25 protein-coding genes and 3 tRNA genes are annotated in these 23,480 nt (G+C 71.2%); 2 read left to right on the forward strand and 26 right to left on the reverse strand.

Going from position 1 to position 23,480, the window contains the following annotated elements; all coding sequences use genetic code 11:
• Positions 1 to 5: 5 nt before the first annotated feature.
• The 14 genes from ACGFI1_RS21700 to ACGFI1_RS21765 all read right to left on the reverse strand — a co-directional run bounded on the left by ACGFI1_RS21700 (position 6) and on the right by ACGFI1_RS21765 (position 12,473).
• Entirely contained in the window at positions 6 to 854 is an 849-nt protein-coding gene (locus ACGFI1_RS21700) for an MlaE family ABC transporter permease (RefSeq protein WP_138640892.1), read from the reverse strand.
• Positions 854 to 1,705: an MlaE family ABC transporter permease gene (locus ACGFI1_RS21705; RefSeq protein ID WP_392787334.1), complete on the reverse strand. Its 852-nt coding sequence runs from the start codon at positions 1,703 to 1,705 to the stop codon at positions 854 to 856. The genes ACGFI1_RS21700 and ACGFI1_RS21705 overlap by 1 nt, the downstream gene beginning before the upstream one ends.
• A complete protein-coding gene (locus tag ACGFI1_RS21710; RefSeq protein WP_301173941.1) occupies positions 1,705 to 2,826 on the reverse strand; it encodes an ABC transporter ATP-binding protein in 1,122 nt (373 codons plus the stop codon). The genes ACGFI1_RS21705 and ACGFI1_RS21710 overlap by 1 nt, the downstream gene beginning before the upstream one ends.
• A gap of 561 nt (positions 2,827 to 3,387) precedes the next feature.
• The gene (gene rplL / locus ACGFI1_RS21715; protein ID WP_138636786.1) at positions 3,388 to 3,777 is read right to left on the reverse strand and encodes a 50S ribosomal protein L7/L12; all 390 of its coding nucleotides are present in this window, start codon (positions 3,775 to 3,777) and stop codon (positions 3,388 to 3,390) included.
• Between the two features lie 55 nt (positions 3,778 to 3,832).
• On the reverse strand, positions 3,833 to 4,423 hold the full coding sequence (gene rplJ, locus ACGFI1_RS21720; protein ID WP_138636785.1) for a 50S ribosomal protein L10: 591 nt from the start codon (positions 4,421 to 4,423) through the stop codon (positions 3,833 to 3,835).
• Between the two features lie 344 nt (positions 4,424 to 4,767).
• On the reverse strand, positions 4,768 to 5,646 hold the full coding sequence (locus tag ACGFI1_RS21725) for a DUF6612 family protein (RefSeq protein ID WP_138636784.1): 879 nt from the start codon (positions 5,644 to 5,646) through the stop codon (positions 4,768 to 4,770).
• Positions 5,647 to 5,762: 116 nt separating this feature from the next.
• Positions 5,763 to 6,614 carry a hypothetical protein gene (locus ACGFI1_RS21730; RefSeq protein WP_387072179.1) on the reverse strand — a complete coding sequence of 284 codons (852 nt, stop codon included), beginning with the start codon at positions 6,612 to 6,614 and terminating at the stop codon, positions 5,763 to 5,765.
• 154 nt (positions 6,615 to 6,768) lie between these two features.
• Positions 6,769 to 7,638: a hypothetical protein gene (locus ACGFI1_RS21735; RefSeq protein WP_392787337.1), complete on the reverse strand. Its 870-nt coding sequence runs from the start codon at positions 7,636 to 7,638 to the stop codon at positions 6,769 to 6,771.
• A 154-nt stretch (positions 7,639 to 7,792) separates the two neighbouring features.
• Positions 7,793 to 9,337, reverse strand: a complete 1,545-nt coding sequence (locus tag ACGFI1_RS21740; RefSeq protein WP_392787339.1) for a class I adenylate-forming enzyme family protein — start codon at positions 9,335 to 9,337, stop codon at positions 7,793 to 7,795.
• 122 nt (positions 9,338 to 9,459) lie between these two features.
• Positions 9,460 to 10,176: a 50S ribosomal protein L1 gene (gene rplA / locus ACGFI1_RS21745; RefSeq protein WP_138636781.1), complete on the reverse strand. Its 717-nt coding sequence runs from the start codon at positions 10,174 to 10,176 to the stop codon at positions 9,460 to 9,462.
• Positions 10,177 to 10,235: 59 nt separating this feature from the next.
• A complete protein-coding gene (gene rplK, locus ACGFI1_RS21750; protein WP_089324503.1) occupies positions 10,236 to 10,664 on the reverse strand; it encodes a 50S ribosomal protein L11 in 429 nt (142 codons plus the stop codon).
• A 386-nt stretch (positions 10,665 to 11,050) separates the two neighbouring features.
• A complete protein-coding gene (nusG, locus tag ACGFI1_RS21755) occupies positions 11,051 to 11,908 on the reverse strand; it encodes a transcription termination/antitermination protein NusG (RefSeq protein WP_171069023.1) in 858 nt (285 codons plus the stop codon).
• A 99-nt stretch (positions 11,909 to 12,007) separates the two neighbouring features.
• A complete protein-coding gene (secE, locus tag ACGFI1_RS21760; RefSeq protein ID WP_138636780.1) occupies positions 12,008 to 12,277 on the reverse strand; it encodes a preprotein translocase subunit SecE in 270 nt (89 codons plus the stop codon).
• A 123-nt stretch (positions 12,278 to 12,400) separates the two neighbouring features.
• Positions 12,401 to 12,473, reverse strand: a tRNA-Trp gene (locus ACGFI1_RS21765).
• A 279-nt stretch (positions 12,474 to 12,752) separates the two neighbouring features.
• Between ACGFI1_RS21765 and ACGFI1_RS21770 the strand changes: the two genes are divergently transcribed.
• Positions 12,753 to 13,964 (forward strand): pyridoxal phosphate-dependent aminotransferase, encoded by a 1,212-nt coding sequence (locus ACGFI1_RS21770; RefSeq protein WP_138636779.1) that lies wholly within the window; start codon positions 12,753 to 12,755, stop codon positions 13,962 to 13,964.
• A gap of 186 nt (positions 13,965 to 14,150) precedes the next feature.
• Here the strand turns inward: ACGFI1_RS21770 and ACGFI1_RS21775 are convergent, their stop codons facing one another.
• The 3 genes from ACGFI1_RS21775 to ACGFI1_RS21785 all read right to left on the reverse strand — a co-directional run bounded on the left by ACGFI1_RS21775 (position 14,151) and on the right by ACGFI1_RS21785 (position 16,501).
• Complete coding sequence (locus ACGFI1_RS21775; protein ID WP_387072170.1) at positions 14,151 to 14,906, reverse strand: hypothetical protein; 756 nt, start codon at positions 14,904 to 14,906, stop codon at positions 14,151 to 14,153.
• Positions 14,907 to 14,909: 3 nt separating this feature from the next.
• Entirely contained in the window at positions 14,910 to 15,419 is a 510-nt protein-coding gene (locus tag ACGFI1_RS21780; RefSeq protein ID WP_138636777.1) for a SigE family RNA polymerase sigma factor, read from the reverse strand.
• 119 nt (positions 15,420 to 15,538) lie between these two features.
• Positions 15,539 to 16,501: a hypothetical protein gene (locus tag ACGFI1_RS21785; RefSeq protein WP_392787342.1), complete on the reverse strand. Its 963-nt coding sequence runs from the start codon at positions 16,499 to 16,501 to the stop codon at positions 15,539 to 15,541.
• A 241-nt stretch (positions 16,502 to 16,742) separates the two neighbouring features.
• On the opposite strand from ACGFI1_RS21785, the gene ACGFI1_RS21790 reads away from it, so the two are divergent.
• Positions 16,743 to 17,801 (forward strand): adenosine deaminase, encoded by a 1,059-nt coding sequence (locus ACGFI1_RS21790; protein ID WP_138636775.1) that lies wholly within the window; start codon positions 16,743 to 16,745, stop codon positions 17,799 to 17,801.
• Between the two features lie 6 nt (positions 17,802 to 17,807).
• Here the strand turns inward: ACGFI1_RS21790 and ACGFI1_RS21795 are convergent, their stop codons facing one another.
• From ACGFI1_RS21795 to ACGFI1_RS21835, 9 genes are all read right to left on the reverse strand, one after another.
• Positions 17,808 to 18,383, reverse strand: a complete 576-nt coding sequence (locus tag ACGFI1_RS21795; protein ID WP_205719253.1) for a TetR/AcrR family transcriptional regulator — start codon at positions 18,381 to 18,383, stop codon at positions 17,808 to 17,810.
• Positions 18,384 to 18,416: 33 nt separating this feature from the next.
• Entirely contained in the window at positions 18,417 to 19,118 is a 702-nt protein-coding gene (locus ACGFI1_RS21800; protein WP_392787345.1) for a GntR family transcriptional regulator, read from the reverse strand.
• A 103-nt stretch (positions 19,119 to 19,221) separates the two neighbouring features.
• A complete protein-coding gene (locus tag ACGFI1_RS21805) occupies positions 19,222 to 20,289 on the reverse strand; it encodes a UDP-N-acetylmuramate dehydrogenase (RefSeq protein ID WP_386874547.1) in 1,068 nt (355 codons plus the stop codon).
• An 81-nt stretch (positions 20,290 to 20,370) separates the two neighbouring features.
• A complete protein-coding gene (locus ACGFI1_RS21810; protein ID WP_089324513.1) occupies positions 20,371 to 20,796 on the reverse strand; it encodes a MaoC family dehydratase in 426 nt (141 codons plus the stop codon).
• On the reverse strand, positions 20,796 to 21,233 hold the full coding sequence (locus tag ACGFI1_RS21815; RefSeq protein WP_138640885.1) for a MaoC family dehydratase N-terminal domain-containing protein: 438 nt from the start codon (positions 21,231 to 21,233) through the stop codon (positions 20,796 to 20,798). Before ACGFI1_RS21815 ends, ACGFI1_RS21810 begins: the two co-directional genes overlap by 1 nt.
• Before the next feature lie 188 nt (positions 21,234 to 21,421).
• Entirely contained in the window at positions 21,422 to 21,586 is a 165-nt protein-coding gene (gene rpmG, locus ACGFI1_RS21820) for a 50S ribosomal protein L33 (RefSeq protein ID WP_089324515.1), read from the reverse strand.
• A gap of 117 nt (positions 21,587 to 21,703) precedes the next feature.
• Positions 21,704 to 21,777 (reverse strand) — tRNA-Met (locus ACGFI1_RS21825).
• A gap of 330 nt (positions 21,778 to 22,107) precedes the next feature.
• A tRNA-Thr gene (locus ACGFI1_RS21830) sits at positions 22,108 to 22,180 on the reverse strand.
• Positions 22,181 to 22,296: 116 nt separating this feature from the next.
• Positions 22,297 to 23,427 carry an acyl-CoA dehydrogenase family protein gene (locus ACGFI1_RS21835; RefSeq protein ID WP_392787348.1) on the reverse strand — a complete coding sequence of 377 codons (1,131 nt, stop codon included), beginning with the start codon at positions 23,425 to 23,427 and terminating at the stop codon, positions 22,297 to 22,299.
• Between the last annotated feature and the right edge of the window lie 53 nt (positions 23,428 to 23,480).

The following is a 23,480-nucleotide window of genomic DNA, read 5'->3' on the forward strand; positions in this document are numbered from 1 at the left end:
GCGCGCTACCCCGCAATCCGGACGGAAGTCGTGGTGCCCCAGATCGCCATGCCGAGCAGCAGGTCCGCCACGTTGATCACGACGATGCTGGTGCGGACCGCGCGGCCCACCGCGACGCCGACGCCGGCCGGGCCGCCGGACGCGTGGTAGCCGTAGTAGCAGTGGATCAGCATCACCAGCACCGCGAAGATGATCACCTTGCCGAACGACCACAGGATGTCGTTCGGCGGTAGGAACAGATGGAAGTAGTGGTCGTAGGTGCCGGTCGACTGCCCGTAGAACACCGTCACGATCACCCGCGTCGCGCCGTAGGAGGCGAGCAGGCCCACGATGTACAGCGGGACGACCGCGATCATCCCGGCCAGCATCCGGGTCGTGACGAGGAACGGCATCGACGGGACGGCCATGACCTCCAGCGCGTCGATCTCGTCGGAGATCCGCATCGCGCCGAGCTGCGCGGTGAAGCCGCAGCCGACCGTCGCCGACAGCGCCAGCGCCGACACCAGCGGGGCGATCTCGCGGGTGTTGAAGTAGGACGCGACGAATCCGGTGAACGCGGCCGTGCCGATCTGGTTCAGCGACTCGTAGCCCTGCAGGCCGACCTGGCTGCCGGTGAAGAACGTCATGAAGCCGACGATCACCACCGAGCCGCCGATCACCGCGAGGCCGCCGGTGCCGAGGCTCACCTCGGCGAGCAGCCGCAGCACCTCGGTGCGGTAGCGGCGCAGCACCCGGAACACCCACGCGAAGGCGCGGGCGTAGAACGACATCTGGTGGCCGAAGTCGTCCAGCCGTTCCAGGGGCGCGTTCACCACGCGGCTGACCGCCTTGCCCGTCTTTCCAGGGGCAGCCATCACATCCCCTTCGACGGGACGAACTGGAAGTACAGCGTGGAGATCAGGAAGTTCTCCAGGAACAGCAGCATGAAGGTGATGACGACGGTCTGGTTGACCGCATCACCGACGCCCTTCGGGCCGCCCTTGGCGTTCAACCCCTTATAAGCGGCCACCAAGCCGGCGGTAATGCCGAACACGAATGCCTTGAACTCCGCTTGCAGCAGGTCGGGCAATTGCGCGATCGCGTTGAAGGACGCCAGATAGGCGCCGGGCGTGCCGCCCTGCAGCATGACGTTGAAGAAGTAGCCGCCCATGAGGCCGACCACCGACACCAGGCCGTTCAGGAACAGCGCGACGAACGCGCAGGCGAACATCCGCGGGACCACCAGGCGGTGCAGGGGGTTGATCCCCAGCACCTCCATGGCGTCGATCTCCTCGCGGATCTTCCGGGACCCGATGTCGGCGCACATCGCCGACCCGGCGGCGCCCGCGACCAGCAGCGAGGTGACCAGCGGGCTGGCCTCCCGGACGATCGCGACGACCGCGGTCGCGCCGGTGTAGGACTGCGCGCCGAGCTGCCGGATCAGCCCGCCGACCTGCAGCGACAGCACGCCGCCGAAGGGGATGGCGACCAGCATGGTGGGGACGACGGTGACGCTGACGATGAACCAGGCCTGCTGGATGAACTCGCGCCACTGGAACGGCCACTGGAACGTCGCGCGCGCGACGTCAAGGCACAGGGCGAAGAACCGCCCGGGCTCCTTGACGACCACGTTGGCCGCGCCGTCCCCGATCTTGCGGAACGTCGCCGACGATCCGCCGCCGCTCTTCCCCTCTCGCTGGTCCGCGCCGATACCAGGAGTGGACATCAGTACCCTGCACCACCTGCATGACGTCCAGGCGGCGGGTTACCCGGGAACTGGCCGCCAGGGCCGGCGGGGCCGCCGGGCGGCGGGCCGGGAGGAGGACCTGCGGGGCCGCCGGGAGCGGGGGCGCCGACGGGCGCCATGGACGCCACGTACCGCGGCCACTCCTCCACCCAGTTGCGGCCGAGGTCGTCGATGAACGAGCCGGGCGGCGGCGTGACGCCGTGCGCGGCGCACCACGCGCCGGGCGCGTGCATGCCGGCGCGCAGCATCCCGTTGCTCGGCATCTGCTGCGGCGGGATGGGCGGCAGCTTGCCCGAGTCGAGACCCATCTTGGCCTCGGCCTCCAGCTCGGAGGCGTCCTTCTCCTCCGACATGCCGATCGGGCCGACCTTGCTGGCGTTGAGGAACTGCCGGACGACCGGCTCCTCGCTGGACAGCAGCATCTCCCGGGGCCCGAACATCGCGAGGTTGCGCTGGTACAGCAGCCCGATGTTGTCCGGGACGGTACGGGCCGTGTTGATGTCGTGGGTGACGATGAGGAACGTCGCGCCGATCTGCGCGTTCAGGTCGATGAACACCTGGTTCAGGAACGCGGTGCGGACCGGGTCGAGGCCGGAGTCCGGCTCGTCCACCAGGAGGATCTCGGGGTCCAGCACGAGGGCGCGGGCGAGGCCGGCACGCTTCTTCATACCGCCGGAGATCTCGCCGGGCAGTTTGTGCTCGGCGCCGAGGAGGCCGACCATGTCCATCTTCTCGAGGACGATGCGCTTGACCTCGGACTCGGACTTCTTGGTGTGCTCGCGCAGCGGGAAGGCGATGTTGTCGAACAGGTTCATCGAGCCGAACAGCGCGCCGTCCTGGAACAGGACGCCGAACAGCTTGCGGGTCTCGTAGAGCTGGGACTCGGGCAGATGGGGCAGGTCCCTGTCGCCGATCCAGATATGCCCGCGGTCGGGCTTGAGCAGCCCGACGAGGGACTTCAGGAACACCGACTTGCCGGTACCGGACGGGCCCAGAAGAACGGAGATCTCACCTGCGGGAATGGTCAGCGACACGTCCTGCCAGATCACCTGGCGGCCAAAGGACTTGGTCAGGCCCTCGACTCTGATCTCGACGCCCACTCGTCACCTTTCGTCCAGGCCGGGGGGAATCCCGAACCAATGAGCGAGTAGCACTCAGGCTCTTGCTGTCGTCACACGGCGTGTCCGCCGTGTTGCTACCGTCCGGTAGCCGCGCCGGGTTCCACTACGTTAGCGGGCCGCTGTCCAAATGGAAGGGGTTCCGGTCCAGATCAGCGGCTAAATGCGACGTCGTAAGACAATCGTTACTTACGACGCCTATGAGACTAGTGGTCTAAGAACCAGCACCTCAAGCCCGCGGGCTCCGGCCGGCCGCGGGCCGCCGGCCGCCCGCCCGACCCGGACGGCGGGGACGCGGACCACCTGGTGTGACCACGGTGTCGAAACGGGACGGTACGCCGCCCGCCGACGGCCGCACAACCCGTCACGGCACACGCTTTTGGCCCGGCCTTTATCACTCCGGTACAGGAAACGGGCACCCGCTCGCGCACCTCGGGACAGCGCGTTCCCCGCGAACGCGAAAGAGGCGGCCACCCCAGGTGGGGTGACCGCCTCCTTGGGAGAGCGGTCGAGCCGCGAGGCTCGGGAGCTCTGGAGCCGTCCTTACTTGACGGTGACCGAGGCGCCGGCCTTCTCCAGGGCCTCCTTGGCCTTGTCGGCGGTCTCCTTGTTGACCTTCTCCAGCAGCGGCTTCGGCGCGCCGTCGACCAGGTCCTTGGCCTCCTTGAGGCCGAGGCTCGTCAGGGCGCGGACCTCCTTGATGACCTGGATCTTCTTGTCGCCGGCACCCTCGAGGATGACGTCGAACTCGTCCTGGGTCGCGGCCTCCTCGGCGGCCGGGGCGGCGCCACCGGGGGCGGCGGCCACGGCCGCGACCGGGGCGGCGGCCTTGACGTCGAAGACGTCCTCGAACTGCTTCACGAACTCGGAGAGCTCGAGAAGGGTCATCTCCTTGAAAGCGTCGAGCAGCTCGTCGGTGCTGAGCTTCGCCATGATGTTTCCTCCGCTATGGCTTGAAATCTCGGGTGATACGGAACCGCGGGTGCGCCTACTCGGCGGCGGGTGCCTCGGCTGCGGCCTCGGCGGGCGCCTCGGCGGCACCGGCCTCGGCGGTCTCGCCGGCGGCCTCGCGCTTGGCGCGCAGCGCCTCGGCGAGCTGGGCCGCCTGCGTGGGCAGCGCGTTGAACAGCGCGGCGGCGTTCGCCATCGAGCCCTTCATCGCACCGGCCAGCTTGGCGAGGAGAACCTCGCGGGACTCGAGGTCCGCCAGCTTGGTGACCTCGGCCGCGTCCATCGACTGACCGTCGATGAAGCCGCCCTTGATCACCAGCATCGGGTTCGCCTTGGCGAAGTCGCGCAGGCCCTTGGCGGCCTCGACCACGTCGCCGCGCACGAACGCGATGGCCGACGGGCCTTCGAGCAGCGCACGGAACTGCTCGTCGACACCGGCCTCGTTCGCGGCGCGCTTGGTCAGCGTGTTCTTCACCACGCGGAACCGCGCGTTCTCGCCGAGGTTGTCGCGCAGCTCCTTGACCTGCGCGACGCTAAGCCCGCGGTACTCGGTCAGCACGGCGCCGCTGGAGCTCTCGAACTCGCTCTTGAGCTCGGCGATCGCCGCGTCCTTGTGGGCCTTGGCCATAGCCCTCCTTCCGATTACCTGGGTGGTCCGATCCGCGCCCGTCCGCCCTCGCGGGAGGGGGCGCCGATCCACCAAAAAACGCCCCGGCGCAGGCGCACGGGGCGTCCAGGCACGGCACGGAGGCCATGCGGAAGCTCTCGTCTCACCTACGCAGGCCGCCCGAACAGAGTCGGGTCCTTCGGTCACCCCACGGACATGAGGTGACGACCGGCGGTCTTCGGCATCCGACAGAATACGTCGCCCGCCGCGTCAGGCCAAATCGATTGGCTTGAGGGGGCGGACGCGGAGGGACCGCGGCCCGTGCGGGGTCGCGGTCCCTCGGTCGTGCGGCCGGTGCCGCGGGGTCAGGTGCGCGGCATTCCGGTGCCGAGCTTGCCCATCAGCTCGCTGAAGTCGGTGACCTGGCTCGCCGGCGGCTCGTCGATCTGCACGGGCTTGCCGAAGTCGCGGTACTTCGTCGTCACGGTGAGGTCGCCCTGGGCGCCCTGGTCGGACTTCATCGTCATCTGGCGCGGCAGCTGCTGCCCGTCCACCCAGAGGTCGAAGTGCATGCTCTGCATGCCCACCTGGGCGAGCGTCTTGCGGTAGGCCTCCTGCTGCTCCGGAGGCAGCTTCGCGATCGCGTCCTCCATGCGGTAGGTGCCGGTGTAGTGCGTCGTCTTGACGCCGTCGATCGTCTCCTCGCCGACCTCGCGCGCGTCCTTGGACGCGGTCAGCATCTTGGTGTTCTGCACCGGGTCCATCTGGCGGGACTGCTGCAGCATCTGGTCGAGGTTCATGCCGGACTGCTTGCTCAGCTCGTCCAGCGAGAACTTGAGCCAGGGCTTGCCGCCCCCGCCGCCGGGCAGCTGCGACAGCATCGGCATCTTCATGTACATGTTGCCGCCCACGAGGCGCTGCTCCATGCCGCCCGTCGCCTTGCCCGCGACGGTCATGTCGCTGAAGTTCATGCTGTAGGCGATATTGGGCTTCGTCCGGTACTGCATGTCGCCGTTCATCGTCACGTCGCCCTGGGGCGTGCCGGACATCTGCATCGACAGGACGGCCTTGAACGAGTTGACGTCGCCGGTCTTCTCCGCGGCCTTGCCGAGCACCTGCGCGGCCGTCAGCTTGATGTTCTTGCCGGCCTCGTCCACCTTGTTGCCGGCGTCGCCCAGACAGCCGGTCAGCGAGAGGGCGAGGCCGGTGGCCAGCGCCGTGCCGGCGGCGAAACGACGGATCATGGGGGGGTTCTCCTTCTGCGTCTGGTCGCCCGGGCGCACGGGCCGAACACTGGGTCAGACGCTGGAGCGGCCCCCGCGGTTCATCCGCCGCCTCGGCCGGCTCGGTGCGGTCGCGCTCAGTTCCCGCCGAGGAGGGAGCCGAGCGTGAGCTGACCCACCTGGTCGGACGGCGGCGGGTTCACCGTGAAGGTCTTACCGTAGTCGCTGTATAGGACAGTGACCGAGGCGGTGTCGCCGCCCTCGCCGTCCGCCTTCGAGACGATCTTGCGCGGCAGGTTGTCGCCGTCCGTCCACAGATCGAAGTTGATCTTGCCGTTGGCGCGGTCCTTCGGCAGCCACTTGCCGACCTTCTCGCGCGCCTGGGCGTCGAGGCGGTTGAGCGCGTCGTCGACGGTGACCGTGCCGGCGTAGTGCGTCGTCTTCACGCCGTCGATGGTCTCGGTGCCGACCCTGCGGGCGTCCTTGGAGCCGGTGAACATCTTCGTCTGCTCGGCCGGGTCGACCTTCTGCACCTGGTCGACCAGGTTCCGCACGTCGAAGCCCGTGTGCTGCGACACCTGGTTCACGTCGACCCGCAGCCACGGCTTGCCGCCGCTGACGAACCGGGCGAGCTGCGGGACCTTCGCGTACAGCACGTCGTCCTTGAAGACCGCCTGGCCCTTGGCGCCCGGCATCGTCTGCCCGTTGCGGCTGACCTCGTCCAGCTTGGCGCTGAACTGCAGCGAGGGGCGCAGCTGGAACTGCCCGTCGGCGTGGATCCTGCCGGACTCGTCGCCGGTGCCGGTCACGGTGAGGTCGGCCTTGAACGCGTCGGCCTTCGCCGTCTTCTCAGACGTCTTGAGCAGCGCCTGCCCGGCGCTGAGCTTCATGTTGTCCGTGTTCGCCGACCCGTCCCCGTTGCATCCGGACAGGACCAGCGCGGCACCCACGGCGGTACCGCCGGCGGCCACCACGAGTCGTCGGTTCATGAGGTTTTGGCCTCCTAAGTCGTCCTCCTGGTATCCCCAGTGTCGCGGGACGCCGGCACCGCGGGCATCCCCCGGTGGTACGAACGGGTCACCCCGCGGTACGACCAACGGCGTAGCCCGCGCGCCCGCACCGGGGCGCCGGAGGACGGGAGGGTCAGCGGTAGGAGCCGAAGGACATCGTGCCGTCGAGCACGGCGGCGGGCGCCTGCGAGGACAGCTTGATCGTCGTCGGCCGGGCGCTGCTGTCGACCCACAGGTCGATCCCGCAGCCGGTCGAGTCGGGGATCACGGGCCGGATCTGGGTCGCGGCGTCCTGCGGCAGCAGCGCGTACACGCTGCTCATCAGCGCCTGCGCGGCGAAGTGGGTGCGCCCGGACGCGTCCGGCTCGCTCGCGGTCGTCCCGGGCAGCGTCCCGATCATGTAGGTGAACTGCCGGGGGTCGGAGCCGTTCTGCAGCTGGCCCAGCTGCGCCGCGCTGAGCGTGGACTGCGTCCACTTCGCGCCGTCGAAGCCCTTGAGCACGTTCCCGCTCACGACCACCTTTTGCGTGATCTCGCTGGCCTCGCCGTCCAGCACCGTCTTGGTGACGCCGGTGGCGCTCATCGCGAACTTCGGCCACAGGGTGAACGAGGCCGTCTCGACGGCGTGCTTGTAGTCACCGCCCTCCCCGATCTTCACCTTCATCTCCGTCTTGCGGGTGAAGGCGTGCAGGCTGGGGCCCGGCTGAGGCGGTGCCGTGGGCAGGCCGTGCGGGACGGCGCCGTTCCCGGCGGCGGGCGCGCCCGGACCGGCCGGCCTGCCCGGACTCGTGCCCGGCGCGGTCGCGCCCGGGGACACGGTGCCGGACGCCGCGCCGTTCGGGTTGGTCTGGCCCTGCTGGGCCATGACGGCCGCCGGGGGCATCGAACCGGCGTCCTTCGCCGAGTCCCCGCCGACCTTGACGACCATGAGGACGGCCGTGGGCACGACGGCGACGGCCACGACGGCGGAGATGGCGATGGCCCGGTCGGTGCGACGCTTCACGAGCCCAATTCAACACCAGGTTCCTCGCCGGTAACAAAGGGATCGGGAATCGAATTGTCCGAATCCGGACTGCGATCTATGTATCCGTCGTGCTCGGTGGTAATGGGGTCACGGAGAGCCACAGGATGCCACGGGGCGTCCCCTGCCCGGCCGGCTAGACGGGTCCGGGTCCGGTGAGGCGGGCGCGGAGGGCCGACTTGCGGATCTTGCCGGTGGTGGTGCGCGGCAGCGCGGCGGCGTACTCGATGCGGCGCGGCGTCTTGAACCCGGCCAGGCGGGCCCGGCAGGCCGCGACCAGGTCCTCCTCGCTCGGCCGGACGCCGTCCGGGACGATGACCGCGCAGACCGTCTGGCCCCAGCGGGGGTCGGGGAGCCCGATCACGGCGACCTGCGCGACGCCGGGGACCGTGCGCAGCACGTCCTCGACCTCCCGCGACGACACGTTCTCGCCGCCCGTGATGATCACGTCCTTGAGGCGGTCGACCAGGTAGAGGTAGCCGTCGGCGTCGACCCGGCCCGCGTCGCCCGTGCGGAACCAGCCGCCGGCGAACGCCTCCGCCGTCGCGCCGGGGTCGTCCCAGTAGCCGGGCGTGACCTGCGGGCCCCGGACGGCGACCTCGCCGAGCGCGCCGGGCGGGACCGGCGTCCCGTCCTCGGCCAGCACCGCGATCTCGACGCCCCCGGCGGGACGTCCCGCCGACTCCGCCAGCTCCGGCCGTGTCGTGAGCGCGGCGCGGTGGTCGTCCGGGGAGAGGAACGTCGCGTTCCCGGACAGCTCGGTCATCCCGTAGCCCTGGTTGAAGTCGCACCCGAGCACGTCGCCGGCGCGGCGCAGCAGCGGCACCGGCATCGGCGCCGACCCGTACGCGACGACCCGGATGCTGCCGCGCAGCAGCGCCAGCGCGTCCGGGTCGTCCGCCGCGTGGGCGAGGAGGTCCTCCAGCATCGTCGGGGCCAGGGAGAGGTTCGTGACGCCGTGCCGGCGCGTTGCGTCCACGAGCGCGGCCGGGGTGAAGCGGCGCAGGACGACGGCATGCCGCCCGAACAGGTGGTGCAGAACGACCTGGTATCCGGCGACATGGCACAGCGGGAACGGCGTGCAGAACACGTCGTCCGCGCGTACGGGACGGCCCGACGCCGTGACCTCGATCCCCGCGAGCAGGCTCCGGTGCGTGAGGCGCACGCCCTTCGGGCGGCCCGTGGTGCCGCTGGTGAACATCAACCACGCGACGTCGTCGGCCTCGGACGTGGCGGCGGCGTGCGCGGGGCCGTCCCAGGGCAGGTCATCGATGCCGATCAGCGGCGGATGGCCTGCGGGCAGATCGCCCTCGGCGGCCAGCCGGTCGAGCAGATCCCCCTCGCCGAGGACGAGCTCGGCGCCGCTCCGGGCGATCTGGTCCGCCCATTCGCGGGGATGCAACCGCTGGTTGAGCGGCACCAGGACTCGGCCGTCGCGCGGAACGCCGTAGTAGGCGGCGATGTATTCGAGCCGGTTGTGCGCCAGCAGCGCCACGCGCGCCCCCAGCGAGCAGCGTGCGGAGAGGTATGCGCTCAGGGCGTCCACGCGCGCGCGCAGTTCCCCGAACGTCCACGTGGTGCCGTCCACCGACAGCGCCGGGGCGTCGGGGGTCCGCGTCGCCGCCGCGGCGAGCACGTCGTAGAGGCTGCGCGGCGAACCGTCCATCACTGTGCTGGGCATCCCGGCGAATCTACCGAGCACGCGGCCGGGCGGGCCGCCGCGATACCGGTGGCCGGAACGGCGGAAGGGCGCCCCCGCCGCAGCGGGGACGCCCTTCCGGTGATGCGTGACGCGTGGCGCGATCAGGCGGTCTCGAGCTCCGCGGTCAGATTGCGGACCGCGTTCGGGTCCACCGGGATGCTCGGGCCCATCGACGTCGTCAGCGACGCCTTCTTCACGTACCGGCCCTTCGCGGCGGACGGCTTGAGACGCTGGATCTCGTCGACCGCGGCCGCGTAGTTCTCCACCAGCTGGCGCTCGTCGAAGGACGCCTTGCCGATGATGAAGTGCAGGTTCGCGTGCCGGTCGACACGGAACTCGATCTTGCCGCCCTTGATGTCGGTGACGGCCTTCGCGACGTCCATCGTGACGGTGCCGGTCTTCGGGTTCGGCATCAGGCCGCGCGGGCCGAGCACGCGGCCGAGGCGACCGACCTTGCCCATCTGGTCCGGCGTGGCGACGACCGCGTCGAAGTCCAGGAAGCCGCCCTGGATCCGCTCGATCAGGTCGTCCGACCCGACCAGGTCGGCGCCGGCGGCCTCCGCCTCCTGCGCCTTCGCGCCGACGGCGAAGACCAGCACGCGGGCGGTCTTACCGGTGCCGTGCGGCAGGTTGACGGTGCCGCGCACCATCTGGTCGGCCTTGCGCGGGTCGACGCCCAGCCGCAGCGCGACCTCGACGGTCGCGTCGAACTTGGTGACCGCGGTCTCCTTGGCCAGCTTCACGGCCTCGGCCGGGGTGTACAGCCGCTCCCGGTCGATCTTCTCCGCTGCGGCGCGGTAGCCCTTGCTGCGCTTCATGTGCGTTCCTCCAGTGGAACTCGTGGTGCGGGCCAGCGCCGGCCCTTCCACAGACGGTGTTACTTGACGTCGATGCCCATGGACCGGGCGGTGCCGGCGACGATCTTCTCGGCGGCGTCCAGGTCCTTGGCGTTCAGGTCGGGCATCTTGGTCGTGGCGATCTCGCGGATCTGGTCGCGGGTCACCGAGCCGACCTTGTTCTTGTGCGGCTCGCCGCTGCCCTTCTCCACGCCCGCGGCCTTCAGGATGAGCTGCGCGGCCGGCGGGGTCTTCGTGACGAAGCTGAACGACCGGTCCTCGTAGATGGTGATCTCTACGGGGATGACGTTGCCGCGCTGGGACTCCGTGGCGGCGTTGTACTGCTTGCAGAAGTCCATGATGTTGACGCCGTGCGGACCGAGCGCGGTACCGACCGGCGGCGCCGGAGTCGCCTGCCCGGCCTGCAGCTGGACCTTGACGAGCGCGGCGACCTTTTTCTTCGGAGGCATGCCTCTCCCTCAGCGTTCCGTTCTGCTCTGGTCCCGACTCCCGGATGCCCGGGCAACACGGCGGTCGGAACGTAACCGCTGTGTTGGGACCTTTGGCCGACCCCACATCCCCGCGTGCACGGGGAGCAGTGAAGCTGCACCTTGACGAGCGCAGCGATCTTAGGGTCATCCCCGCATGTGCGGGGCCGTGGTGTCTCGCTCCCAAAGTGAGAGCCGAGATCCAACCCGTCCTCGCGTTACCGAGGACAACCCGTACAGGATACGGCCTCGGCGGGGTGAGTCGGTCCGCTCGGGCCGTCCGGCGGCGTGGTGCGGCGGGGGCCGGCACGTGTTCGGGCCGTCCCCGCGAGAGCGGAAACGGCCCGAAGGTGGCCTGAAAGGCTCGGTCAGATCTTGGAGACCTGGTTGAACGAGAGCTCGACCGGGGTCTCGCGGCCGAAGATGGAGACCAGGACCTTGAGCTTCTGCTGCTCGGCGTTGATCTCGTTGACCGTCGCGGGGAGGGTGGCGAACGGGCCGTCCATGACGGTGACGGACTCGCCGACCTCGTAGTCGACGGTGGCCGCGGTCTTCGCCTGCTCCTTGGCGACCCTGGTGGCGCCCTCCTCCGGCTCGGGGGCCAGCAGGTTGGCGACCTCGTCGAGGCTCAGCGGGGACGGCTTGTTCAGCAGGCCGACGAAGCCGGTGACGCCCGGGGTGTTGCGGACGGCGGCCCAGGACTCGTCGGTCAGCTCCATCCGGACGAGGATGTAGCCCGGCAGGACCTTCTCGTTGACCTTCTGCCGCTTGCCCTGCTTGATCTCGGTCACCTCGTGCTGCGGGACCTCGATCTGGAAGATGTAGTCCTCCATGTTGAGGGTCTGCGTCCGGGTCTCGATGTTGGTCTTGACCCGGTTCTCGTAGCCCGCGTAGGAGTGCACGACGTACCAGTCGCCCGGCTGGAGCCGGAGCTGCATCTTGAAGTCGGCGTACGGGTCGGCCGGCGGCTCGGCCGGGCCCTCCTCGTCGTCGCCGTCGGTCTCGTCCTCGCCCTCGACGGCCTCGGCCAGCTCCGCGGCGCCCTCGGCGGCGTCCTGCGCGGGACCCTCGCCCTCGAGCTTCGTGTCCGCGGGCTCGCCGTCGCCGGCGGAGACGACCGCCTCGGCCGTCTCGTCGGCGGGCTCAGCCGCCAGGTCGGCCGCAGCAGCCGCAGCGGACTGGGCCTCTTCAACGGCCTCGTCGTAGGGCTGTGAGGACTCGGACACGGTGACTCTTTCTCTCGGACTGCGGTGATGGTGTTACCGGTGATGGTCTTACCAGGGTACGGCGGACTCGCCGGAATCGCGCGCGGCGGCCGCGCGGCGTCAGCCGAAGACGGCGTAGACGCCCTTCTGCAGGCCGTAGTCGAAGGCCGAGACGATCGCGACCATGATCAGCACGAAGACCAGCGCGGCGGTCGTGTAGGTGACCAGCTCGCGCCGCGTCGGCCAGATGACCTTGCGCAGCTCGGCGATGACCTGACGGACGAACAGCGCGGGCCCGGTCCGCCGGGAAGCGGACTTCTTCTTGCCCTTGTTCTTGCCCTCGTCCTTGGCCTCGGGCTCGTCGCGCTCGTCGCGCGTCTCAGTCGCCATTTGCCGCCGTTCACCTCATAGGTCGTGATCCAACCACCGACGTGGTTGCCGCGCGGTCCCGTGCCGCGTTCCGCCACGGCGCCGCCGTGGCGCGGCCGGCACGGGTGCGCGCACCGCACCTCGCAGGGCAGGAGGGACTCGAACCCCCAACCGCCGGTTTTGGAGACCGGAGCTCTACCAATTGAGCCACTGCCCTTCATTCTCCGGCTAAGGAGAACACCCGGCCGCACGGCCGGGGTGGTGCCGCGTCCCAGCTTACGGCCTCATCGTGATGCCCGCGTGCGGACAGGCTCGTATACCGGTGACGTGTCACTTGGAGGGTGAGTCTACGTGCCGGAGCGCCCCGCGTCGAACCGATACCCGCAGATCCTTCGCGGCGCCGCGGCGGGGCGGTGGCGGGCGCCGCGGCGAAGCCCGTCCGACCGGCCCGGATATATGTCCCGGGTCACGAGGCCGCGTCTGTAACGATAGGGACATGAGCACTGACCGTCCTCGCATCTCCAAGCGCATCGCCGCGATATCCGAATCCGCCACGCTGGCCGTCGACGCCAAGGCCAAGGCGCTGAAGGCGGCGGGCCGCCCGGTCATCGGGTTCGGCGCGGGCGAGCCCGACTTCCCCACCCCGGACTACATCGTCGAGGCGGCGGTGACCGCCTGCCGGGTGCCGCGCTTCCACAAGTACACGCCGGCGGGCGGGCTGCCCGAGCTGCGCGCCGCCATCGCCGAGAAGACCGAGCGCGACTCCGGCTACAAGGTGGAGGCCAACCAGGTCCTGGTGACCAACGGCGGCAAGCAGGCGGTGTACGAGGCGTTCGCGGCGCTGCTCGACCCGGGCGACGAGGTCATCGTCCCCACCCCGTACTGGACGACCTACCCCGAGTCGATCAAGCTGGCGGGCGGCGTGCCCGTGGACGTCGTCGCCGACGAGACCACCGGCTACAAGGTGACCGTCGAGCAGCTGGAGGCGGCCCGCACCGACCGCACGAAGGTGCTGCTGTTCGTGTCGCCGTCCAACCCGACCGGCGCCGTGTACTCGCGCGACGAGATCGAGGCCATCGGCCGCTGGGCGGACGAGCACGGCCTGTGGGTCGTCACCGACGAGATCTACGAGCACCTCGTGTACGGGGGCGCCGAGTTCCACTCGATGCCGGTCGTGGTGCCCGAGCTCGCCGACCGGACGCTCGTCCTGAACGGCGTGGCGAAGACGTACGCGATGACGGGCTGGCGCGTGGGCTGGCTGATCGGCCCGGCGGACGTGGTGAAGGCCGCGCAGAACCTCCAGTCGCACGCGACGTCCAACGTGGCGAACGTGTCCCAGGCCGCCGCGCTCGCCGCCGTGACCGGTGACCTGTCGGCGGTGGCGGAGATGCGCAAGGCGTTCGACCGGCGCCGCCAGACGATCGTGCGGATGCTGAACGAGATCCCGGGCGTGGTCTGCCCGGAGCCGGAGGGCGCGTTCTACGCCTACCCGTCGGTCAAGGCGCTGCTCGGCAAGCAGTTGCGCGGCAAGCGCCCGGAGACGTCGGTGGAGCTGGCGTCGCTGATCCTGGAGGAGGCCGAGGTCGCGCTGGTGCCGGGCGAGGCTTTCGGCACGCCCGGCTACTTCCGCCTCTCCTACGCGCTGGGCGACGACGACCTCACCGAAGGCGTCTCGCGGGTCGCGAAGCTGCTCTCCGAGGCGAGCTGACCGCACCGCAGAGGCTGACCGCACCGCAGAGCGGGAAAGAGAACCGGCCCCGGGCGTGCACTTCGCCCGGGGCCGGTTCTGTGCGGACGGGGCGTGCCCGGCCCCGTCCGGGATCGCCCGGCGGGCGGCTCCGCAGCGGCCCCTCAACGCCGGCGGACGCCCTGCCAGGGCAAGGGTCGGTGATTCCTACGGCCGGACGCCTTCGGCGATGCGCATGAGCCGGTCCTTGGTCGTGCCCTTGGCGGTGACGGTGACGCCGACGCCGGGCCGCACCATCCAGGAGATCTGCCGCGTCGCGTCGGGTCCGTCGCCGACCAGCGCCGGCATGCCCCGCACGGACGTGTGCCCGGGGAGGCCCGGCGTCCGCATGAGGTCGCGCGGACCGGTGAGCCCGCTGCCCGTCACGAGCGCGATCTCCACCGAGCCGGCGTCGCCGCGCCACGCGCACGTCGTGGTCTTGCGCCCGGCGTCGCCGGCGACGGCGCAGGGGCCGTCGGCGGCCAGCCCGTCCGGGATGTAGGTGATCCAGTCCGGCAGCCTGTCCACCACGCCGCCGGCACCGGGCTTGTGCGGTGCCGTGTCGCCGCCGCCGGACGACGGGTGCGCCTCCGGTTTCGGCGAAGCGCCCGCCTCGGGCCTCCCCTTGGACGGCGGGGACGCGGGGAGGCCCGAAGCGGGGGGCCGTTCCGGCGGCCGGGACGCGGAGGCGGTCCCGGTGGGGCGGGCCGTCTCCGTGCTCCCGGCCGGTGTGGCCCGGAACGACTGATAGGTGGGCACGAGGGCGAGCGCCGCGACCGATGCGGCGGCGACGCCCGCGGCGGCGTGCACGCGGGCCCTGCGGCGCCGGTGCCGCCGCTTGACGTCGGCGACGAGCGACGGTGACGCGGTCGCCCCGGCCACCTGCTCGGCCATGGCCTTCCGCAGTTCACTCTCCAGGTCCATCGCTCAGCTCCCCAATGGCGCCAGGTTCGAGTCGAGGCGCTCCCGGAGCCTGGCGAGCCCCCGGGACGCCTGGCTCTTGACCGTTCCGACCGAACAGCCGAGAGCCTGTGCCGTCTCCGCCTCCGAGAGGTCCTCCCAGAAGCGCAGGACGAGCACGGCCCGCTGGCGCGGGCCGAGCCTGCGCAGCTCCTCCATGAGCGTCCCCCTCAGCTCGACGGCGTGGTTCGGTGAGGCCGCCGGGGTCTCCGGAAGCCGCGCCATGTGGATCTCCCGGAGCACCTTCCACCGCCGGGACCGGCTGATCACGAGGTTGACCAGGATCCGGCGGACGTAGGGCTCCGGATCGCTGCCCGGTTCCAGCCGCCCCCAGTGGCGGTAGGCCTTCTCCAGCGCGGTCTGCAGGATGTCCTCGGCGTCCTGCCGCGCCCCGCACATCAGTGCCGCGGTGCGCAGCAGGGCATCGCCGCGTGCCGCCACGAACTCCACGAACGACTCGTCGTCTCGACGCCCCACTGTGCTCCGTCCCGGCTAGTGCGGTTCCGGTGTTGCGATGTGCCGTGGGCGGACGGCCCCGCGCCTGGGCCGCCCGCCCCCGTCTCTTGGTGTCGGCGGGCCCGGTTCCCGGGTCCGCGCTATCGGGCCTGCCGCAGGGCGGTGGCCATGTCCGGCAGCCCGCCGGCGAGGACGGGGCTGCCGTCGAGGTACATCGAGTAGCCGTTCGGGTCGAACAGCAGCACGCCGCCGCCCTTCGGGCTCTGCCAGGCGGCGAGGCCGGCGACGGCGACCGGGGAGCCGCCCTCGGGCAGCTTCAGCGCCTTCCGCAGCTCGGCCTGGGACATGCCGGCGGGCGTCTTCAGGGTCTCGACGGTGACCCACTGGCCGGCCTTGCCGACCCACTTCTGCGTGACCGCGCAGACGCTCTGCTCGCGGAGCTCGGCCGAGCCCGGAACGGTGGAAGCGTAACGCAGGCCCTTCGTCAGCATGGCGGCCTTCTCGGCGGCGCTGCCGACCTTCACGGCGGGCTTCAGCGTGCTGCAGTCGAGCTTCGGCACGGCGGGCAGGCCGGGCTTGGCGGGGACGCGCGCGGCCGGCGGAGCCGACCGGGCGTTGGCGGGGGCGTCCTTGGTGGACGGCACGCAGGTCGGGAGGTTGGCGGGGAGCTTGCCCTTGGCGTCCGCCGGGACCTCGACGCCGGGGACCTTCGCCCCGGGCAGGTCGGTCTTCGGCAGTTCACCCTTCGGCAGCTCGCCCTTCGGCAGGCCGGGGGCGGGGACGCCGGTGTCGGGCAGGTTCGCGCCGTTCTGCTTCAGCTGCTGCTCGACCTGCTTGCGCTGCTGCTCCAGCTGCTTCTTCGCGTCGGTCTCGGGGATCCCGGCCGCGGGGGCGCCCGCCTTGGGCAGCTTCGCCGGGACGCAGGTCGGCAGGGTCTTCGGCGCGTCCCGCACCGTGCGCTCGACGGAGGTGGGGGCCTTGGCGTCGTGCGACTGGAGGCCCGCCTCGTGGTGGGAACCGGTCATCGCCCAGGTCGCGCCGCCGCCGACGGCGACGGTTCCGACGGCGGACGCGGCGATCAAGGCGGCCTTCAGGGTGATCATGGTGTGTGTCCCTTTCTGCCCGGGTCTTTCCAGCGGGGGGTGCTAGCGGGGGCGGGTCGCCCGTATCTCTCTGGCGCCCCTCGTATACGCACGGTGCCCGGAGGGGGTTGCACGCGATTCCAAAGTTTTTTCGGGATGCCCATGGGACGCGATGGCCGCGCGGTGTCATGCGAGGTAGTCCGGTGTGATGATCCTGCGGGTCCGGGGTTCGGCCGGGCCGATGATCCGGCAACATTGGCTCATGGAGGCCAGTACCGTTTCACTCCGTCCGGTCCCGCGGGGCACCGCCCGTCCGGACGTGGGCCTGCTCCCGAAGGCGCACCTGCATCTGCACTTCACCGGGTCGATGCGGCATTCCACGCTGGTGGAGCTCGCCAACCTGCACGGCGTCCACCTGCCGGACGCGCTCGTCGAGGACTGGCCGCCCAAGCTGCACGCGACCGACGAGCGCGGCTGGTTCCGGTTCCAGCGCCTGTACGACATCGCGCGCTCGGTGCTGCAGACCCCCGACGACCTGCGCCGGCTGCTGCGCGAGACCGCGGAGGACGAGGCGGCCGAGGGGTCCGGCTGGCTGGAGATCCAGGTCGACCCGAGCGGCTACGCGGCGCGGTTCGGCGGGCTGACCCCGACCGTGGAGCTGGTGCTGGACGCGGCGCGGGAGGCGTCGGCGGCGTCCGGCGTCGGCATCGGCGTGGTGATCGCCGCGAACCGGACCCGGCACCCGCTGGACGCCAAGACGCTGGCGCGGCTGGCCGTCCGGTACGCGGGCGAGGGCGTGGTGGGGTTCGGGCTGTCCAACGACGAGCGGCGCGGCCGGGCCTACGACTTCGAGGGCGCGTTCCGGATCGCCAAGCGCGGCGGGCTCCTGTCGGACCCGCACGGCGGTGAGCTGCTCGGCCCGGCGAGCGTCCGCGAGTGCCTGGACACGCTGGACGCCGACCGGATCGGCCACGGCGTCCGCGCCGTGGAGGACCCGCGCCTCCTGGCGTCGATCGTGGACCGCGGCGTCACGCTGGAGGTGTGCCCGGCGTCGAACGTGGGGCTCGGCGTGGCGGCGACGGCGGGCGACGTCCCGGTACGGCGGCTGTTCGAGGCGGGCGCGTCGATCGCGCTGGGCGCCGACGACCCGCTGCTGTTCGGGTCGCGGCTGGCGCGCCAGTACGAGCTGGTCCGCACCGAGCACGGGTTCACCGACGAGGAGCTGGCGGAGCTGGCCCGGCAGTCGATCAGGGCGTCGGCGGCACCGGACGCCCTGCGCCGCCGCCTGCTGGCGGGGGTCGACGCCTGGCTGGCGGGCTGACCCCGCCTAGCCGCCGGAGTCGGCGAAGGTCTCGACGCCGCGCAGGCCGTCCGCCCAGGCCGCGGTCGAGCCGGGCACGTCGTCGCCGTACGGGACGCCGAGGGCGCTGAGGACGTGCACGAGCAGCCCCGCCGACAGGACCCGGGCGATCTCCTCGGGCGGCGCGCCGGTGAGGTCGCCGACGAGCCGCCACAGCCGCGCCCAGCGGACGCGCCCGAGCCGGGCGGTGTCGGCGTCTCGGACGGCGACCGCGTAGATCTTGAGCAGCAGCCGGGGAAGCGCGGGCGCGTCCCGCGGCAGCCGCGCGCAGGCGCGCGCCGTCGCGTCGAGCGCCGCGTCGCCGCGCAGCCCGGCGGCGGCGTCCCGCAGGACGCGCTCCAGGTCGTCGAAGCAGCGCTCGGCGGCGGCGAGGAACAGCGCGTGCTTGGACGGGAAGAGCCGGAACATGTAGGGCTGCGAGACGCCGATCCGCCGGGCGATCGTCCAGGTGGAGGTGCCGTCGTAGCCGCCTTCGGCGAACTCGGCGATCGCGGCCCGCACCGCGAGCTCGCGACGCTCCGCGGCGCTCATCCTCGGGCTCATACCGTCCAACGTAGTGCCGTCCCGCCCGCCGGGTCAGTCGGTGGGGGTCCACATGCCCCGGTGTTCCAGGTGGGCGGTCAGCAGGGCTCCCGCGCGGACGATGTGGGCGCGCATCTCGGCGGCGGCGTCCGGCGCGTCCCCGGTGCGGAGCGCGGTGAGGATCCGGGCGTGGTCGCGGACGGCGAGGGCGGGCCAGCCGGGGAGCCGGCCGTACATGCCGCGCGGGGCGTACCGGGCCACCGTCCCGAGCGACCAGGCGAGCTTCGGGGAGTCGGCGGCCAGGTTGATCTCCCGGTGGAAGAGGTGGTCGTACTCCTCGACCAGGTCGGGGCGGCGGGCGGCCTGGGCGCGTTCCAGCGCGCGGTGGAGGTCGGCGAGCTCGCGGAGGGCGGCGGCGCCGATCCGCGGGGTGGCGCGCGCGGCGAGTTCGGCGGCGATGCCCGCCTGCACCCAGAACAGGTCCTGGACGTCCCGCTTCGACAGCGGCGCGACGACGAACCCGCGCCGCGGCTCCAGCACGACGAACCCTTCGCTGCGCAGCGACTTCAGCGCCTCCCTGACGGGGGTGACGCTGATGCCGAACTCCACGGCGAGGCGCTCCAGCCGCAGGTGGTCGCCGGGGCGGAGCCGGCCGTCCATGATCAGCTCGCGGATGCGCGCGGCGGCCTCGTCGCTCAGCTGCGGCCGGGTGCCGAGCGCCCGCCGGGGCGGGGGCAGGGGGGCGGGTAGGGCCACGGCGGTACTCCCGTCCGGGCCCTTCCGCGGCCGCGCCCCGCGGTGGTCGAGGGCCCTGCCCTCATGGTTCCCGCTCCCGGCCCGTTTCAGCCGGGCCGGCGGGTCAGAGGGCGACGCCGACGAGGACGGGCTCGTTGACGAGTTCGACGCCGAACGCGTCGCGGACGCCGTCGCGGACCTCGCGGGCCAGCGCGAGCAGGTCGGCGGTGCGGGCGTCGCCCGGGTTGGTGAGCGCGAGGGTGTGCTTGGTGGAGATCCGGGCCGGGCCGCGGGCGTGGCCCTTGCCGAAACCGGCGCGGTCGATGAGCCAGGCGGCGGACGTCTTGACCCGGTCGCCGGCCTCCGGGAAGCGGGGGAACACCGCGTCCGGGCCGAGCCGCTCGGCGACGCGGCGCTCCAGCTCGGCGAGCTGGCCGGGGTCGAGGATCGGGTTGGTGAAGAACGATCCGGCGCTGCGGGTGTCGGGATCGGCCGGGTCCAGGACCATGCCCTTGCCCTGCCGCAGTTCGAGGACGGCGTGCCGGGCCTCCTTGAGGGTGACCCTGTCCCCCGGCTGGACGCCCAGCTTGCGCGCCAGTTCGGCGTAGGCGACCGGCTGGGACTCCTCGGCCTCGTGCAGCGCGTACGTCACGTCCAGCACGACGTACCGGTCGTTGCCTTTGAAGACGCTGTGCCGGTAGGTGAAGCGGCAGGCGTCGCGGTCGAGGGTGACGACGGCGCGGGCCTCCCGGTCGTAGGCGCGCACCGCGACGATGGTCTCGCTGACGTCCTGCCCGTAGGCGCCGACGTTCTGGATGGGGGTGGCGCCGACGCGCCCGGGGATGCCGGACAGGCATTCGACCCCGGCGAGGCCGTCGGAGACGCAGCGGGCGACGAACGGGTCCCAGTCCTCGCCGGCCTGGACGCGGACGAGGACGGTGTCGCCCTCGGCGGACGCGCGCTCGGTGCCGCGGGTGCCGACGTGCACGACGGTGCCGGCGAAGCCGTCGTCGGACACGACCAGGTTGCTGCCGCCGCCGAGCACGAGGAGCGGTTCGCCCTCGTCGTCGGCCTTGCGGACCGCGGCGACCAGCTCGTCCTCGGTCGTCGCCTCGACGAAGCGCCGGGCGGGGCCGCCCAGCCGCAGCGTGGTGTATCCCGCCAGGTTCACGTCTTCGGCGAACACCGCCACGTCGTCCTCCCCCTAGCCGTGCGTGCCGCGGCCCCCGCGACGGCATCGGCCGGGACGCCCCGGCCGATGCGTCACCGTCCGTCAGGCGAGCTTGACGACCGCCCGCGCGCGCGTGAGGACCTTCTGGTCGTTCGACCTGGCGGTGAGCGCCACGACGACCTTGTTGTCGTCGAGCTTCTCCTCCACCTTGCCGCTGATCTCCAGGGTCGCGCCGCCCTCGTCGGGGACGACCACCGGAGAGGAGAACCGTACCCCGTAGTCGACGACCGCACCCGGATCGCCGGCCCAGTCGGTGACGAACCGGCCGCCCTGCGCCATCGTGTACATGCCGTGCGCGATCACGTCCGGGAGGCCGACGGCCTTCGCGACGGACTCGCGCCAGTGGATCGGGTTGAAGTCCCCGGACGCGCCCGCGTACATGACGAGGTTGGCGCGGTCGACCGCGTAGCTCTGCGCGGGGATCTCGGTGCCGACCTCGACGTCGGCGTAGTTCACCTTGGCGGTCATCAGGCCCCCCGCTCCACGATCGTGTTGTAGGTCTTGCAGATCAGCTCGCCCTCGGTCGTCTTGACGTCGGTTTCGACGACCATCTTCTCGTTGTTCCCGATCGACTTGATCTCGGTGATCGTGGACGTGCAGGTCACGACGTCGCCGGCGTGCAGCGGGCGGGTGTACTCGAAGCGCTGCTCGCCGTGCACGACCATCGCGTAGTTGAGCCCGAGGTCGGGGTCGGCGAGGCCGGGGTTGCCGAGGGAGACCACGATCGGGAACGTGGGCGGCGCGATGACGTCGGGGTACCCGGCCGCCTTGGCCGCCTCCTGGTCGCGGTAGACCGGGTTACGGTCGCCGATCGCGTCCGCGAACTCGCGGATCTTCACCCGGCTGACCTCGTACGGCTCGCTGGGCGGGAAGCTCCGCCCGATGAAATCGCGGTTGAGTGCCATGCAATCCGTCCCTCCAGGTCGAACGGGCCGCGCTGCCCGGGCGCCCGCCTGTTCCGTCTTCGCGTCGGACGGTAACAGAATGACGTTCAGCCCGCCCCCGCCGGGTCTCACTGGCGGGGACGGGCTGAACGATGTCAGGGCAAGCGCGCGAAGAAGGCGCCGTTTTCAGCCGGCCGTGCGGCGCTCGGCTACCGGGTCTCCCGGTGCGGGCGGTGGCAGCGGCAGTTGGGGCAGTACTTCTTCAGCTCAAGGCGGTCCGGGTCGTTGCGCCGGTTCTTCCGCGTGATGTAGTTGCGGTGCTTGCACTCCTGGCAGGCCAGCGTGATCTTCGGCCGGACGTCGGTGGCAGCCACGATGGAGTGCCTTTCTGGGTAAGGGACATGGATCTACGGACCTCGGCCGCCCGGGCGGGCGGCCGGCGATTCGACCCAGCCTGCTCACCTCCCGGAGGAGGTGAGAGACATGGGTAGTAGCGAGGGCCGGACTTGAACCGGCGACACAGCGATTATGAGCCGCTTGCTCTGCCTGACTGAGCTACCCCGCCGTGATGGTCGGTGTGGACCGGATTGCAAGGATACCGGATGCTCACCGAACCCTGGAAACGCGAAAACCCGGACCGAGATCGGGGCTTCGGTTTCGCGGGTTCCGCTGGACCGCCTCCCAGAATACCGGGTGCTCCGGTGGGCTGCGAAACGTCCTGCTGGAACCGGTGGGACGGTACCACAGCGCCTGGTAAGGAGCGAATCAGCGCGTTCCGCCTCCGGGGCGGCGGCCTGCTGCTTCGCGGCGCTGCTTCGCGGCGGAACCCCGCCTCGCCGGTGGAGACGACGAAGGCCGCCGTCCGATGAGATCGGATGGCGGCCGGGATGCCGTGAGCCCCTTTACGGAATCGAACCGTAGACCTTCTCCTTACCATGGAGACGCTCTGCCGACTGAGCTAAAGGGGCTTGCGTCGTTCGCGCAGTGAAACCATACACGGACTGAGCGCGTGGTGCGAACCGGATTGCCCGGCCGGCGTCCGCGCTGGTCAGCGGGGCGGGCGCCGTCGGCGCGGCGGGCCGCGTCAGCGCAGCAGGCCGCGGGCGATGACGAGCTGCTGGATCTGGCTCGTCCCCTCGTAGATCCGGAACAGCCGGACGTCGCGGTAGAAGCGCTCGACGGCCACGCCGCGCATGTAGCCCATGCCGCCGTAGACCTGCACGGCGCGGTCGGCGACACGTCCGACCATCTCCGAGCAGAAGTACTTGGCGCAGGACGGCCCGAGCTTGGTGTCCTCACCGGCGTCGTAGGCGCGGGCGGCCTCCAGCACCATGGAGCGTCCGGCGTACAGCTCGGTCTGGGAATCGGCGATGAGCCCTTGGACGAGCTGGTATTCGCCGATCGTCTTACCGCCCTGGCTGCGTTCCTTTGCGTAGGCGACGGTCTCGTCCAGGATTCTCTGGGCGAGTCCGACGCAGACGGCGGCGATGCTGAGCCGCCCATGGGCGAGGGACGCCATCGCGGTGCGGAAGCCCGTTCCCTCCGTCCCGACCATGGCTTCGGCGGGGACGCGCACGTTGTCGAAGAAGACCTCGGCCGTGTGGGCGCCGCGCTGGCCCATCTTCTCGTCGGACGGGCCGACGCTCAGGCCGTCCGCGCCCTTCTCGACGAGGAACGTGGAGATGCCGCGCGAGCCGGCGCCGCCCGTCCTGGCGAAGACCATGAAGACGTCGGCCTCGGGGGCGTTGGTGATGAACCGCTTCGCGCCGTTGATGACGTAGCCGCCGTCGCCGTCGGGGGCGGCGGTCGTGGCGAGCGTGCTGGGGTCGGAGCCGGCCTCGGCCTCGGTGAGCGCGAACGCGCCGACGACCTCGCCGGACGCGAGCTTGGGGAGCCACGCGTCCTTCTGCGCCTCGGTCCCGGAGTTGACCAGGACCTGCCCGGCGATGCCGTTGCTGGTGCCGAACATGGAGCGGAACGCCGGGCTGGCGTAGCCGATCTCGAAGACGAGCCGGACCTCCTCGCTCAGCGACAGGCCGAGGCCGCCGTACTGCTCGGGCAGCGCGTACCCGAACAGGCCCATGTCCTGGGACGTGCGGCGCAGTGCCGCCGGGATCGCGTCGGTCTCCTCGATCTCGTCCTCGCGCGGGATGACCTGCTCGCGGACGAAGCTGCGGACGGCCTTGAGCACGTCGTCGAAATCCTGTGGCTCCATGGCCTCATTCTAGAATCAGATTCCAAGATGGGGGCGGTTCCGGCCGATTCCCG

Origin of the sequence: Actinomadura geliboluensis (assembly GCF_043197915.1) — a bacterium.
Lineage (GTDB): Bacteria > Actinomycetota > Actinomycetes > Streptosporangiales > Streptosporangiaceae > Spirillospora > Spirillospora geliboluensis.

What these genes read in the sequence shown, in the direction of transcription:
- ACGFI1_RS21700 (WP_138640892.1), bottom strand. Translation starts at nt 854, where the DNA reads ATGGCTGCCCCTGGAAAGACGGGCAAGGCGGTCAGCCGCGTGGTGAAC.
- ACGFI1_RS21705 (WP_392787334.1), bottom strand. Translation starts at nt 1,705, where the DNA reads ATGTCCACTCCTGGTATCGGCGCGGACCAGCGAGAGGGGAAGAGCGGC.
- rplL (WP_138636786.1), bottom strand. Translation starts at nt 3,777, where the DNA reads ATGGCGAAGCTCAGCACCGACGAGCTGCTCGACGCTTTCAAGGAGATG.
- rplJ (WP_138636785.1), bottom strand. Translation starts at nt 4,423, where the DNA reads ATGGCCAAGGCCCACAAGGACGCGGCGATCGCCGAGCTCAAGAGCGAG.
- ACGFI1_RS21725 (WP_138636784.1), bottom strand. Translation starts at nt 5,646, where the DNA reads ATGATCCGTCGTTTCGCCGCCGGCACGGCGCTGGCCACCGGCCTCGCC.
- ACGFI1_RS21730 (WP_387072179.1), bottom strand. Translation starts at nt 6,614, where the DNA reads ATGAACCGACGACTCGTGGTGGCCGCCGGCGGTACCGCCGTGGGTGCC.
- ACGFI1_RS21740 (WP_392787339.1), bottom strand. Translation starts at nt 9,337, where the DNA reads ATGCCCAGCACAGTGATGGACGGTTCGCCGCGCAGCCTCTACGACGTG.
- rplA (WP_138636781.1), bottom strand. Translation starts at nt 10,176, where the DNA reads ATGAAGCGCAGCAAGGGCTACCGCGCCGCAGCGGAGAAGATCGACCGG.
- rplK (WP_089324503.1), bottom strand. Translation starts at nt 10,664, where the DNA reads ATGCCTCCGAAGAAAAAGGTCGCCGCGCTCGTCAAGGTCCAGCTGCAG.
- secE (WP_138636780.1), bottom strand. Translation starts at nt 12,277, where the DNA reads ATGGCGACTGAGACGCGCGACGAGCGCGACGAGCCCGAGGCCAAGGAC.
- ACGFI1_RS21770 (WP_138636779.1), top strand. Translation starts at nt 12,753, where the DNA reads ATGAGCACTGACCGTCCTCGCATCTCCAAGCGCATCGCCGCGATATCC.
- ACGFI1_RS21775 (WP_387072170.1), bottom strand. Translation starts at nt 14,906, where the DNA reads ATGGACCTGGAGAGTGAACTGCGGAAGGCCATGGCCGAGCAGGTGGCC.
- ACGFI1_RS21785 (WP_392787342.1), bottom strand. Translation starts at nt 16,501, where the DNA reads ATGATCACCCTGAAGGCCGCCTTGATCGCCGCGTCCGCCGTCGGAACC.
- ACGFI1_RS21790 (WP_138636775.1), top strand. Translation starts at nt 16,743, where the DNA reads ATGGAGGCCAGTACCGTTTCACTCCGTCCGGTCCCGCGGGGCACCGCC.
- ACGFI1_RS21795 (WP_205719253.1), bottom strand. Translation starts at nt 18,383, where the DNA reads ATGAGCCCGAGGATGAGCGCCGCGGAGCGTCGCGAGCTCGCGGTGCGG.
- ACGFI1_RS21810 (WP_089324513.1), bottom strand. Translation starts at nt 20,796, where the DNA reads ATGACCGCCAAGGTGAACTACGCCGACGTCGAGGTCGGCACCGAGATC.
- ACGFI1_RS21815 (WP_138640885.1), bottom strand. Translation starts at nt 21,233, where the DNA reads ATGGCACTCAACCGCGATTTCATCGGGCGGAGCTTCCCGCCCAGCGAG.
- ACGFI1_RS21835 (WP_392787348.1), bottom strand. Translation starts at nt 23,427, where the DNA reads ATGGAGCCACAGGATTTCGACGACGTGCTCAAGGCCGTCCGCAGCTTC.